The sequence below is a fragment of the Falcatimonas sp. MSJ-15 genome (assembly GCF_018918265.1).
In the GTDB taxonomy this organism is placed as follows: domain Bacteria; phylum Bacillota; class Clostridia; order Lachnospirales; family Lachnospiraceae; genus Falcatimonas.
This window is the reverse complement of record NZ_JAHLQC010000019.1, coordinates 1-13930: the sequence shown is the minus strand read 5'-3', so window position 1 is coordinate 13930 and position 13930 is coordinate 1. Positions and strand designations below refer to the sequence as shown.

The window sequence follows — 13930 nt, the reverse complement described above, 5'->3', positions numbered from 1 at the left end:
ATTTCTATAAAATAGCCTTCTTATATTACAACATTCTCATATTATAACATTCTTATAAAATAGCTTTCTTATATTACAACATTCCTATAAGATAGCCTTCTTATATTACAACATTCTTATAATATAACGTACTACTACGTATGCTATCAATGCAATCATACTTATGTTTGCAAGTGAATGTATCAACCTTGAATATTCTCTAAATGACTTATATAATCTGATTTTTTTCTTTGAGTTCTTAATTCTGTCATTAAGTTCTTTTTTTATATTAAACGCTCCATCTTCATCGTTATCAATCTTCTTAAGTCCATTTATCAAAATATAATATATCTCTAATTCCTCATAGCAGTCTTCACATTTTTCAATATGTTCAATTAGTTCAATTGTCTCAAATATATCAGTATTACCTTCTACATAAGGTTTTATATACTTCTGTACTTCATTACATTTCAACATCTTCACCGCCATTCATCATATATATATTTTAATTAATCGCTAATCAAGGCAAACCAATATTCATATCACATAAAGTACTTCATTATGTACGTTATCTTTATCTGTTATGTCTATATCTGTCATGCCTATCATTATTTGCATAAAAAAAGGATATTCTCGCAAGAATATCCTTTGTAATGCGGATAGAGGGACTCGAACCCTCACGAAGTCACCCCCGGCAGATTTTGAGTCTGCTGCGTCTGCCATTCCGCCACATCCGCATTTAACACAAGATATATCCTAACATATATTTTTAATAAAATCAATATTTTTTTTAGTTTTTATCACAATTAATTGCAAAACACACATAGCCAGGATATTATGGAATATATGCAAAAAAGGTCCTGTTTCCAGGACCTGTGGTGGATAATAATTAGAAATATTTCCTGCTACCCCAGAGATTATTTCTTCTTAGTTCAAGATATTCATTATATGCTTTTTCAAGCATCTGTTTCTCGTTAGAGAATTTTAACAGATGATATGCTTCATAATACTTATAATAGCCTGAATCAATAAAATATTCTTCTCTCTGTGGCTTACTATAATAGCTGTCTGCCATCATCAGATACCAGTGTACACTCTTAGATACTATATCCTCAGGAGTACTGAATGTATATGTGCTTTTACCAATATACTTAACAATTGTTGCTGTAACACCTGTTTCTTCTTTAACTTCTCTAAGTGCTGTCTCACTGTATTCTTCGCCTGGTTCTACCGTTCCCTTTGGTAAAACCCATCCTTCATATCTGTTTTTAAAATTCTTATATAATACAAGAATTTTACCTCTAAATATCACCACACCACCACAGCTAGTAGCCTCTATCATTGCAATACCCCCTGCTCTATGGTGTGTTATAAAAATCTAATTAAAGTATATACCTTTTAAGTGTTATATGCAACATTATTTTGGTTATGTCTTCTCTATACGATAATGACCTTTTCCATTATTTTTTACCATATAAAGGTTTTTATCCGCTAACGCTAACATATCTTCTGCAACATTAATATTATTATCTGAATATGCAACCCCCATGCTAAATGAACATATATAATCAGCATCATCAATTTTCAATGTTGTATCGATCTGTGAAAGTATCTCTTCTATCTTGCTATATGTCTTATCTGTCAGTACCATAACAAATTCATCGCCACCGTAACGTGCTACAAAATCAGCATCATTCTCTTCACATACTTTTAGAAGTTTTTTTACCATACCTATAAGTGCCTTATCTCCTGTATTATGTCCAAATGTATCATTTACATATTTAAAATCATCAAGATCCACCATAACTACTGTTAACGATTTTACTTTATATCTGCTGCATAATACAAATAACTGTTCATCGAGATATCGTCTGTTATAGCAACCGGTTAATACATCTCTATATACTGTATCGTTATATGCTGTTATCTTATCAATGAATCCATTCTCACCAAGAGCCTCCATCATTAATTTATCACCAACATTACTTACTATCTCCATTATAAGTTCTCTGCCTTCAACGATAACCGGCTTTGCAACTACTGTATATACATCATCTCCGACAAATTCAAATTTCGTATGTCTTCCTCCATCATGTTTGCATCTCGCTGATACACAATAATCACATTTATGTCCTCTTCCCCAGACATCATAACATACATAATTATTACATTCGAATCTATGATCTATTATCTTATGTTCAAGATTAGCTATCGGATCAACAAGTCTTACAACATCAAATGTATGACTTAATACTTCTATCTCAAGTTCCATTTCTTCCATAGTAAATTCTGTTTTCAATAATCACACCTCACAATATTATACTTCTGTTTTCATTATCGTCAGTCATTATTTCGTTTATAATGTAAGCAATTAAAATCTTACAGTGATTACCACATTGTTTTCTATTGATATCTATCAATTTATGCATAACTAATATACACTTTCGAAGATTTTTAAATGTATTTCACTTTATAATATACACGTCTTATATAATCGACATATTTAAGTTTTAACGTGAAAAATATGCGTCAAATATAGCTTTCGCAACTGCAACACCTTTAGTTCCGTCTGATCCTTCTCCTTCTACAACTACACTTACTACAATCTTAGGATCGGATGCCGGTGCAAAGCCTGTAAAAAGTGAATGATCATTCTCACTGCTGTCATATTGAGCTGTTCCTGTCTTACCTGCTGCTTCATAATCTCCATAGGACAGAATCTGACCGGTACCTTCAGTAACAACTCCACGCATAAGTGTGGTTAGTTCATTAGCTTCATTCTCTGAGATAATCTTGCCATACTCACTCTGCTTAAATGTCTTAACATTAACACCATTGCAATTCTCAATATGATCTATAAGATATGGTTTCATAAGAACTCCGTCATTAGCTATAATAGATGCTATTATAGCATTATGAAGTGGTGTAATCTGTGTCTTACCTTGTCCAATTGCAGTCTGCATTGTCTCAAATGTTCCTGCTCCGTTATTGAATGAGAAACTACTCTTATTATGTTCAAAACTTACAGGCAGATCTACATTAAATAACATATCTGAACATAATTTATTAAAACTTCCTGCATTAAGCATTGTTCCCATTGTTGCAAATGCTCCATTACATGATTTCGCAAATGCTGTTGCAAAATCAACACTTCCATGTGCATTACCATTATAACAGTCTATCTTATATTCATCTATAAAAAGTGTTCCATCACAATCATAAGTAAAATTAGCATAATCGGGATGTTCTCTCATATATTCAAGTGCTGTAAGTATCTTAAATGTTGAACCTGGTGGATACAGCCCCTGAGTCGCACGGTTTACAAGACAGCTATTAGTCGTATCTGATATAATAGCATCCCAGTCCGAAGCTAAAGTATTAGGGTTATAATCAGGCTTTGATACCATTGCAAGAATCTTACCTGTATCAGGCTCCATAACTACAACCGCACCATTGTTGCTTCCAAGTGCATCATATGCTACTTGCTGTAAGGTAGAATCAAGTGTTGTAACAACATTGTCTCCCTGACTCTTTTGTCCTGTAATATCATTATATGTCTGTACAAATATATTGTCGTTAGAATTCAACATATAAAAATTGCCCTGAAGTTCAAGTCCTGTCTTACCTTTTGACGCATATCCCACAACATGGGCATACACATTATCATAAGGATATACTCTTGTCTCATTACCACTATTATCAACTTCAGTATGAGCAAGCACCTTACCATCTGATGTCTTTATATCACCTCTTACAACATAATCGGCAAAACTGTCAAGTCGCTTGTTATATGAATTATTAATTGTATCTTCACTTTTGCATACCATAAAATACACTATATAACCTATAAGGCATACAAACAGTCCAAGAAATATATATGTTACTCTTACAATTCCTTTTTCTTCAATACTCTTCTTAGTCTTCGGCTTCTGCTTCCTGTTCATAATATGTCACCTCATCATTTCTTAATATATATAGTCCCTGAACAATTGCAAATTGTATAAGTGTACTTAACATTGAACTTCCACCATAACTTACAAGTGGTAAAGTTACACCTGTAAGTGGTATAAATTTCACTCCACCACCAATTGTCATAAATACCTGAAAGATATACATAGTTCCAAGTCCAACTCCAATAAGTCTGTAAAAAAGTGCATTACACATTGTCGCAATATTCATCATCATTATAAAGCAGCTTAAACATACAAGTATAATACATATCGAGAAAAGTACTCCAAGCTCTTCCGATATTGCGGAGAATACAAGATCTTTATCTCCAACCGGAATAGTTCCCGGTATACCATTATATAATCCCATTCCAAACCATCCACCGGTTCCAATAGCAAAAAGTGACTGACATATCTGCCATCCTGATGTATTTATAACTTTAAATGGATCGAGAAAAGCTACCACTCTTTTCTTAACATGTGAAAATAGATTATATGCTACCACTGCTGCTCCACTCCCGGCCAAAAATCCGGCAAATATATAATATGCTTTTCCTGATGCTATATATAACATCATAAGATATGTAACAAAGAATATAAGTGCACCACCAAGATCTGTGCTTAAAACAAGTATAAGAACATGCAATGCAGCAAATATTGTAGTAATTACAATCTGTTTAAAAGAAGTGCTCTTATTAAACATCGATGCGACAAAAAATACAAATAGCAATTTAACAAATTCAGATGGCTGTATTGATATAAAGCCAAGATCAATAGACAGATTAGCACCATACGTTGATGCGCCAAAAGCTGCCACAACACCTAGAAGTATTATACCAATAACACCATAAAACCAATATATATTACGAAGACTTCTGACTTTTTTCATAAGTATTGGAATTGCTATTGTGAGTGCTGACGAAACTGCTACTATGATAAACTGCTTTATCGCTTTATCAAAAGATATTCTCGTTATAATAATCATTCCTGATGCAATCAGCATACACATATTATTAACTAGCAATCGTGAGCACTTTGGATAAAGGCCCTGATATAATGCTATTATCATTATAAAAAATGCAAGTTCTGCACCATATAAAAGTATTACATTAATATTCTCTGATTTTATAAATATTATCAGATAAGCTATAAAATGTATTATATACATAATTGCATTCTGCTCTTTATATATCCTATTCTTTGCTTTGTCACTATTATGTCTAAATACACTAAAACACTTAAATGTATAAAATGCCATTAATAATGTTATTACATATTTTGAAAGTTTTACTAATATATTTACCATATCTTCACCTACTCTACGCCTCTTTTAAAATGTCCTCTTGTAAATTCATTCAAAACATCCGCTTTGCTTCTTCTGTAGTAAAATGTATTAATTACACTGTCTATAATCTTAGATGCTGTCTTTTCATCTTCAATTGTAATATTAACTCTGACACGACTGACACCAAGTTTGTCTATATCATCTATATTACTTATAAGACTCGTTGGAAGTGTATTATATATTGTATTGTAACAGTATTTGCAATTATTCTTCACTGCAAAGCTATTATTCATTCTGTCTTTTAACCACTTAACTTCAGGAACTTTGCTGCATCCTGATGTCGTAGCCGTTATACATTGTGCAGATACCATTGTTATCTGATATCCATAACATATAATCTCTTTTTCAACTTCTGATGACAGTTTCTTAAGTTCGCCATAATTAAGTTCAACTGGCAGAGTATATTCACTCACACCATATTTTTTATAGTAATCATATGCTATATTATTGTATGCATATAGTGAATAATCTCCGATTATTCTTCCTGCATATCTCAAATAATGAACATATGCAAGTTCATCAATATTCTTAATTATCACTCCATCTGCATAATCAAAAATAGCTTTTACATCATCTTCACAATTTTTTCTAAATATATGCGGAAGCATTATATAAGCTTCTTTTCCTGCATTTTTAACAGATTGTAACAACCGTATAATCTCATCTGTATCACTATCAAACATACCAATATCAATAATTATTCTATCTACTTCCGGCTTTGTGGTAACCATATCAAGATATCTGCTATTCTCAAGATATACACTTATTTTATATGAATCAGGTATATATCCATTATTACTATTCTGCACATACGAATATATCTCCTTTTTATGTTCCCTCTTATGCTTCGCCTTAATCATCGCATATAATTCATCTACTGCTTCTCGCCTAAGTTCATTTAATGCACTGACAGGAATAAATATATCATCTTCCATATCTATATTAATGCTCTCGAATTCAAATGGTGTATTTCCCATCTTATTCATCTGCTTTAATATCTGTTCTTTATCCATAGGACGTTTTACTGCACACTCAACATTCTGACCATATTTTTCTATACATATATCTCTGTACCATATACATAGATATGCCGGTCTATCCTTGCAAAGTGACAGGCTTGCATTAATCTTTTCTTTTAGAACAGCATTTCTAATATTATCTTCTATTGATGATATTAACACATTATTTCTTGTTCTTAATACCTTATCTGATTTTATCCGGCGCTTAAGAGTGTTTTTTACTGTAAGTGTTGTTCCTCGCTTTGCCGGATTCTTCTCAGTCCACTCTATCTTGTCATCAGGTGTCTCACTTATCTCAAGTACGTCTCCTTCGTTTATGTTCTCTCTTAATCTGAATTTGATATTCTTCTCATCAGATGATATTATATCAGCTACTTTGACGCCCTGATGATTAGGTCTGTCTATTGACATCATCTTTTTTCCATTATGTGCCACATAATATCCACTTGTAAATCCACCTCTGTTATATAGATCAGAAAGCATATTCATATCTGCATCAGATACTTTATAACTAGCCTTACCATGCTCATAATAATAATCAAGATATTTTCTATATGCTGATACAACACCTGCTGTATACCATGGTTTCTTCATTCGCCCTTCTATCTTAAGCGAATAGACACCTGCTTCTATAACATCTGGAAGTATCATTAATGCATTAAGGTCTTTTGGACTTAGATAATACTTCTTATCACCATTATAAGTATATGGAAGTCTGCATGGCTGTGCACATCTTCCTCTATTACCACTTCTTCCACCTATGAAACTACTCATAAGACACTGTCCGGAGTAACAATAACATAATGCACCATGTACAAAGCTCTCTATCTCTATATCAACATTATCATATATATCTCTTATCTCTTGCAATGATAACTCTCTTGCTGTTACTACTCTTGTAGCTCCGGCTTCTTTAAGCAGCTTTGCACTGTTAACACCTGATACTGTCATCTGTGTGCTCGCATGAATATGGAGGTTTGGAAATGTATTTCTTATAAATTCAAATGCACCTACATCTTGCACAATAACTGCATCAAGTCCTTCTTCATAGTAAGGACGCAGATAATCATAAAGACTATCATATATCTCACTATTCTTAAACAATGTATTAACTGTCATATATACTTTTCTATCATGCACATGTGCATAATCAAGTGCCCTTATAACTTCTTCTTCATTAAAATTATTAGCATATGCTCTGGCACCAAACATATTACCTCCAAGATAAATTGCATCTGCACCCGCATTAATAGCAGCTTCAAAACTTTCGTATGAGCCTGCAGGAGCAAGTATCTCTGCACGAATATCTCTGTTTTTCATATTAACAATACCTCTTTATTTTCTATCATTCTATATGATTCATCTATATACATCATACTTATTATAATATTGTGATGCCAGGGTCCCAAGGTCTAAACCCACGTGAGCTTGCTCATAGGTGGGTGAAAGACCTTGGGACCCGCCCCGATATTCGCATAAAAGTGGGATGACAATCCCACGATATGCGAATATCGGGTAGAATTGTGGGAGTGCGTAGCACGGAGCAATTCGTAGGCATCAAAGTTGGTTTTTTTGACCCCAACATCATATTATAATAGTCTGCACAAAGAAAAACTGCCCCTGGAATGTGTTGCATATCCATGGACAGTGGTTATTACTTAGCAAGAAGGTCGTCAATCTCTGTCTCTAACTTTACTATCTTCTTTAACAGTTCATTCTTCTCATCTGTTAATTCCTTATTCTCCTGGTTAGCCGCATCAAGCTTAATCTGAGTAGAGATAAGTTCATGCTTAATATCATATAATTCCTTATCTTTGTTCTCCATATCGCTTTCCATTGTATCTGCGAGCTTCTTAGCTTTAAAATAGTCGTCTGCAATATTAAGTTCGATTAATGTACTTTGAGTATCAAATGGAAGTTTCTTAAATCCATCTGCTTCTTTAAGTTCCGCAATCTTGCCATTAATAAATGCAGCTACTTTCTGTAAGTATTCCTCGCTCTCATAACCACCAAGTGTTATTACCTTCCCGTCAATTATTACTTCTGTATAATTCTTAGATGACACCAGCAGCCACACTCCTCTCACAATTAATTCCGTAAAATTGCCTAGTGTTCTCACTATATTCATTATAAACGATAAAATAATAATTACAATATTTATTTTTGCATTAATCCAAAATGTGAATATGCAAGTTCGGTTGCAACTCTTCCTCTTGGTGTTCTGTTGATAAATCCTTTTTTTATAAGAAAAGGCTCATATACATCTTCAAGTGTTCCTGAATCTTCTGATAAAGCCGCCGCAAGTGTATCAAGACCTACTGGTCCTCCACTGAACTTGTTAATAATTGTCATTATTATATTCCTGTCATTATTATCAAGTCCCATTCTGTCAACTTCCAAAAGATCAAGTGCAAAATCTGCTACTTCTTTTGTTATAATTCCATTATATTTAACTTCTGCAAAATCTCTCACTCTCTTTAATAGTCTATTAGCAAGTCTTGGTGTTCCTCTTGATCTTTTTGCTATCTCCATAGCTCCTTCATCTTCTATCTTAACTCCAAGTACATAAGCAGATCTCTTGACAATCGTCTTAAGTTCTTCATCTGTATAGAATTCAAGTCTATGTACAACTCCAAAGCGATCTCTTAAAGGTGCTGTAAGAAGACCAACTCTTGTAGTTGCTCCAACAAGAGTAAAATGTGGTAAATCAAGTCTTATGGAACGTGCTGATGCACCTTTTCCTATAACTATATCAATAGCATAATCTTCCATCGCAGGATATAGAACTTCTTCAACCTGCCTATTAAGTCTATGTATCTCATCAATGAATAATAGATCGCCTTCCTGAAGATTATTAAGAATAGCTGCCATCTCACCCGGTTTCTCTATTGCAGGACCAGATGTTATCTTAAGATTAACTCCCATCTCATTAGCTATAATTCCTGATAAAGTTGTCTTACCAAGTCCTGGTGGTCCATAAAAAAGAACATGATCAAGTGCTTCGCCTCTGCTCTTTGCAGCTTCTATATATACTCTAAGTGTATTCTTAGCTTTCTCCTGACCTATATAATCATCAAGTGTCTGTGGACGCAGATTATTCTCAATCTTAATATCTTCATCCATCAAATCTGTTGTTATTACTCTCTTATCCAACTAATCACCGCCCAACTATATTAGTGTAAGTTTTTTAAGTGCAGCTTTAAGTATCGCAGATGAATCCATATCTTCAGTTATCTCAACCATTCTGATAGCCTTAAGTGCATCTGTATTAGTATAACCTAATGCCACAAGTGCTTCTATAGCTTCATTTCTCGCACTACTGTCAATCTTATCGCTTACATTCTCGATAGTATCATCTGACATAAATCCATTCTCAATCACATCACTTAACTTAAGCTTATCTTTAAGTTCAAGTATAAGTTTTGACGCTGTCTTTGGTCCTATTCCGGGACACTTTGAGATTGTCTTCTTATCATCTGCAAGAACTGCAAGTCTTAATTCATCTGCTGAAAGTGCAGACAATATAGCAAGTCCTGCTTTTGGTCCTATTCCATTAACACCTATTACCATCTTAAAGATATTAAGTTCATCTCTTGATGAAAAGCCAAACAGATTCATTGCATCTTCTCTTACGCTAAGATATGTGTATATCTTATATGTACTTCCAATCATCACTCTTGCCATAAGCGATGATGGCACTTTTATATTATAACCGATGTTTCCCGATTCAACTACAATAGTATCATCAAACATCTCCGTAACCTCACCTTTTATGTATGAAATCATCAGTTTTCCTCCATCTATCGAACATTTATTCTAAGCAATCATATCATAATAATAACTTTAAGTAAAGAACTTTTTTATCTTGATTTTCTCACACAACTGTGCACCGGCAATACCTATAAGGCTTCCTGTAAGGACTCCAGATATAATAAGTACAGGCAGATAGAGTATGATCCCGGTATTCTTAAGTAATATAACTGCAACTGCTATCTGTGCAATATTATGAACAATTGCACCACTTATACTTACGCACATCTTAGAGAACAGATTAGTCTTTTTACATAGATACATAACTATAAAGCTTGCTATTCCACCTGACAGGCTATATATCATACCATATACTCCACCAAACAATAGTCCCATAAGTAATATTCTCGCTACATTAATTACTAGTGCAAATCCAGCACCATAAGTATATAATGCAATAAGCACCACCATATTACATAATCCAAGCTTTATACCCTGTATCGGTATTAAAAATGTAAATTGACTTTCTATATAGCTCATTATAAGCATAAGTGAGAGAAAAGCTGCATATTTCGCCACTATATATGCACTTTTTTCTGTTCTTTTCTGCTTTTTTATCATCTCTGTGATTTGACCTCCACAACAAGCCTGTGTGGAAGACATATTATCTGCTCTCTGTTTTGATTTACTTTCGCATGTTTTTTACATATCTTGTCTTTGCAGTCAGCTTCACTTATATATGCATAACCATCTTCAATAACAAGTACATTATGTCCATACTCTGTATCAATACTTACTTGTGTATCTTTATCAATTCTATATCTTCCATACTCTTTACCATCAACTGATACTATGACTACCGGACTCTTTGTATTATTTCTTACAAAACCTGTAACCATTGCTCCTGCTATTACTAGAGCACTCACTGTAACAATAAGGATTTTATCTCCTGTTTTCATTTTTCTTAGCATTTTTAATATCTCCTATTGTATATATTTTTTGATTGATCTATAATTTCATTTAGCCGCTTTAAAGTGGTAATATATTTCTTGGAGGCTATAATGAACAATTTTATCTTTAGTTTAAATGCAACATTACCTGTCTTCATTATTATTGTACTTGGCTACATATTAATGCAGGCAGGTATTTTTAATAAAGAATTCACTTCTGTTGCAGACAAATATGTATTCAAAGTTGCACTTCCTGTTCTTTTATTTAAGGACATTGCAACAACTAATATCAGGCAGTGTTTTGACTTGAAATTCGTGCTTTTTTGTTCTCTTGCAACAATTAGTATGTTTCTCATTATATGGTTATTGGCAACTATATTTATCAAAGACAAAACTATTGTTGGTGCATTCACTCAGGCAAGTGCAAGAGGCAGTGCCGCTGTTCTTGGCATTGCATTTGTCAATAATATATATGGTGATTCAGGCTTAGCACCTCTTATGATTGTTGCTGCTGTGCCTTTTTTCAACATCCTGTCTGTTATTATACTTACTTTTTGCTCAAATGAAAATACCGGTAATGGTAATATAAAAAAAGCATTTGTTAATGTTTTAAAGAATCCTATTATTCTTGGCATACTTGCTGGTCTTATATATTCATTAAGCGGTCTTCCTATACCTGAATTTGCGTTAAAAAGTGTAACTTATATTGCCAATACTGCAACTCCTGTTGCTCTTTTAGTTGTAGGTGCAGGCTTTGAAGGCAAAAAAGCTATTGCAAAGTTAAAACCTACGATAATTGCGACTTTACTAAAATTAGTTATTGTTCCACTTGTATATTTTCCTATTGCAGTATCACTTGGTTTTAGAAACCGGGAACTTGTTGCAATTCTTGTAATGCTTGGTGCACCAACAACTGTAACATGTTATATAATGGCAAAAAATATGGGCAATGACGACGTTCTCTCGTCAAGTGTTGTTGTATTATCAACTTTATTATCATCTGTAACTCTTACGTTATGGATATTTGTATTAAAATCGCTTAATCTTATATAAAATGATTAAAGGGTCAAAAGGTATCATCGATGCATGCTTGCATGCAATTGGATGTATACCTTTCATAAAATTATGAACTAATACAAATTATGATGTCATTACATTATACAATATTAATCAAGACTAACACTCATAAGTTTTTGAAACATATATTAGTATATATACTTGATTTTTATTAGTATTTTTAATATTATAATACAGCCATTTTATTTTATCATCACTTTAAATCAAAATAAAGCTAAAATTCAAAAAAAGTACTTGATAAAATTTTCAAAACGTGTATCTTTATAATATGATGTTTTTTGTACGCACATCATTATAGTATTATTTAATGGAGGGCTTTATGAAAAAAGTAGTAAAATTTGGTGGCAGTTCATTAGCCAGCGCAGAACAGTTTAAAAAAGTTGGAGACATTATTCGTGCAGATGAATCAAGACGCTTTGTCGTTCCTTCTGCTCCTGGTAAAAGATTTTCTAATGATACAAAAGTAACAGATATGTTATATCAGTGTTATAATGCTGCTGAAAGTGGACGTGACTTCAGCGAACTGTTATCAAAAATCAAAGATCGTTATTATGAAATTATTAAAGGTTTATCTCTTGATTTATCTCTTGAAGATGAATTTAAGACTATCGAAAAATCATTTAAAGAAAAAGCCGGCAAAGATTATGCCGCAAGTCGTGGTGAATATCTAAATGGTATTATCATGGCTAATTATCTTGGTTATGAATTCATTGATTCAGCAACTGTAATCTTTTTTGATGAAGATGGTTCTTTTAACGCAGAAAAGACTAACGCAGTTCTCTCTGCTAAGTTAAGTACATGTGAGAATGCAGTTATTCCTGGATTCTATGGTGCTTATCCTGATGGTTCAGTTAAGACTTTCTCAAGAGGTGGTTCTGATATAACAGGTTCTATAGTAGCTAAAGCTATCAAAGCTGATCTGTATGAGAACTGGACTGACGTATCTGGTTTCCTTATCGCAGATCCTAGAATTATTAATAATCCAGAAGGTATCACAACAATCACTTACAGAGAATTAAGAGAGCTTTCATACATGGGTGCTACTGTTCTTCATGAAGATGCTATCTTCCCTGTTCGTCAGGAAGGAATTCCAATTAATATCCGTAACACTAATGCTCCTGATGATGCAGGTACAATGATTGTTGAGAGTACATGCAAACAGCCAAAATATACTATTACAGGTATTGCTGGTAAAAAAGGCTTTGTTGCAGTTAATATTGAAAAAGATAAGATGAATTCAGAAATCGGATTTGGTCGTAAAGTTCTTCAGGCATTTGAAGAAAATGATATATCTTTTGAACATGTTCCTTCAGGAATCGATACTATGACTGTATTCGTACATCAGCCAGAATTCGAAGGTAAAGAACAGCAGGTTCTTTCAGCTATTCACAGACTTTCACATCCTGATACAATCGAGCTTGAATCTGATCTTGCTCTTATCGCTGTTGTTGGTCGTGGTATGAGACAGACAAGAGGTACAGCCGGAAGAATCTTCTCTGCACTTGCTCATGCAAATGTTAATGTTAAGATGATTGATCAGGGCTCAAGTGAGCTTAATATCATTATCGGTGTAAGTAATAAAGATTTTGAAACTGCAATCAAAGCAATCTATGACATCTTTGTATTAGTTCAGATCTAATATTGTATAGTAGCTTTAATCTAATGTTTCTATAATTATCAAAAAGCACATAGATTAATTGATATGTCTAAGAGCAAATCGCCTTTGGCAATACAATTATGGCTCTTTGTCAAGAGCGGGGGTAAAATCCCATATTGGAAACCTGGTGCATAAGCATCAGGTTTCTTTAATATAACTAAGTCGTTGATAGCAAAATTCTATTTCTAAAATTCTCAAAGTTACGG

The 13930-nt window shown here is 33.4% G+C and carries 13 protein-coding genes and 1 tRNA gene; 2 read left to right on the top strand and 12 right to left on the bottom strand.

Translation table 11 applies throughout. The annotated features are described in order from the left end of the window. Nucleotides 1-105: 105 nt before the first annotated feature. The 12 genes from KQI85_RS13465 to KQI85_RS13410 form a co-directional block, all read right to left on the bottom strand. Nucleotides 106-456 (bottom strand): zf-HC2 domain-containing protein, encoded by a 351-nt coding sequence (locus tag KQI85_RS13465; protein ID WP_216576594.1) that lies wholly within the window; start codon nt 454-456, stop codon nt 106-108. 177 nt (nt 457-633) lie between these two features. Beyond that, nucleotides 634-716: transfer RNA gene (locus tag KQI85_RS13460), tRNA-Leu, on the bottom strand. Between the two features lie 152 nt (nt 717-868). Beyond that, nucleotides 869-1321 (bottom strand): NUDIX hydrolase, encoded by a 453-nt coding sequence (locus tag KQI85_RS13455; protein WP_216576593.1) that lies wholly within the window; start codon nt 1319-1321, stop codon nt 869-871. A gap of 84 nt (nt 1322-1405) precedes the next feature. Beyond that, a complete protein-coding gene (locus KQI85_RS13450; protein WP_216576592.1) occupies nt 1406-2278 on the bottom strand; it encodes a GGDEF domain-containing protein in 873 nt (290 codons plus the stop codon). 211 nt (nt 2279-2489) lie between these two features. Beyond that, nucleotides 2490-3923: a penicillin-binding protein 2 gene (locus KQI85_RS13445; RefSeq protein ID WP_216576591.1), complete on the bottom strand. Its 1434-nt coding sequence runs from the start codon at nt 3921-3923 to the stop codon at nt 2490-2492. Continuing rightward, entirely contained in the window at nt 3895-5232 is a 1338-nt protein-coding gene (locus KQI85_RS13440) for an FtsW/RodA/SpoVE family cell cycle protein (RefSeq protein WP_216576590.1), read from the bottom strand. Before KQI85_RS13440 ends, KQI85_RS13445 begins: the two co-directional genes overlap by 29 nt. 8 nt (nt 5233-5240) lie before the next feature. Continuing rightward, nucleotides 5241-7610: a U32 family peptidase gene (locus KQI85_RS13435; protein WP_216576589.1), complete on the bottom strand. Its 2370-nt coding sequence runs from the start codon at nt 7608-7610 to the stop codon at nt 5241-5243. 334 nt (nt 7611-7944) lie between these two features. Continuing rightward, a complete protein-coding gene (gene zapA, locus KQI85_RS13430) occupies nt 7945-8355 on the bottom strand; it encodes a cell division protein ZapA (protein ID WP_371820653.1) in 411 nt (136 codons plus the stop codon). Between the two features lie 92 nt (nt 8356-8447). Then, a complete protein-coding gene (gene ruvB, locus KQI85_RS13425; RefSeq protein ID WP_216576588.1) occupies nt 8448-9443 on the bottom strand; it encodes a Holliday junction branch migration DNA helicase RuvB in 996 nt (331 codons plus the stop codon). Between the two features lie 15 nt (nt 9444-9458). Beyond that, the gene (ruvA, locus tag KQI85_RS13420; RefSeq protein ID WP_216576587.1) at nt 9459-10076 is read right to left on the bottom strand and encodes a Holliday junction branch migration protein RuvA; all 618 of its coding nucleotides are present in this window, start codon (nt 10074-10076) and stop codon (nt 9459-9461) included. A gap of 57 nt (nt 10077-10133) precedes the next feature. Beyond that, nucleotides 10134-10661, bottom strand: coding sequence for a Gx transporter family protein (locus tag KQI85_RS13415; protein WP_216576586.1), 528 nt, complete (start codon nt 10659-10661; stop codon nt 10134-10136). Beyond that, on the bottom strand, nt 10658-11011 hold the full coding sequence (locus KQI85_RS13410; protein WP_216576585.1) for a NusG domain II-containing protein: 354 nt from the start codon (nt 11009-11011) through the stop codon (nt 10658-10660). Before KQI85_RS13410 ends, KQI85_RS13415 begins: the two co-directional genes overlap by 4 nt. 90 nt (nt 11012-11101) lie before the next feature. Here KQI85_RS13410 and KQI85_RS13405 point away from each other — a divergent pair, with 90 nt between their 5' ends. Together KQI85_RS13405 and KQI85_RS13400 are read left to right on the top strand one after the other, a co-directional pair. Further along, on the top strand, nt 11102-12043 hold the full coding sequence (locus KQI85_RS13405) for an AEC family transporter (RefSeq protein ID WP_216576584.1): 942 nt from the start codon (nt 11102-11104) through the stop codon (nt 12041-12043). A 343-nt stretch (nt 12044-12386) separates the two neighbouring features. Next, complete coding sequence (locus KQI85_RS13400; protein WP_216576583.1) at nt 12387-13706, top strand: aspartate kinase; 1320 nt, start codon at nt 12387-12389, stop codon at nt 13704-13706. Nucleotides 13707-13930: the final 224 nt, after the last annotated feature.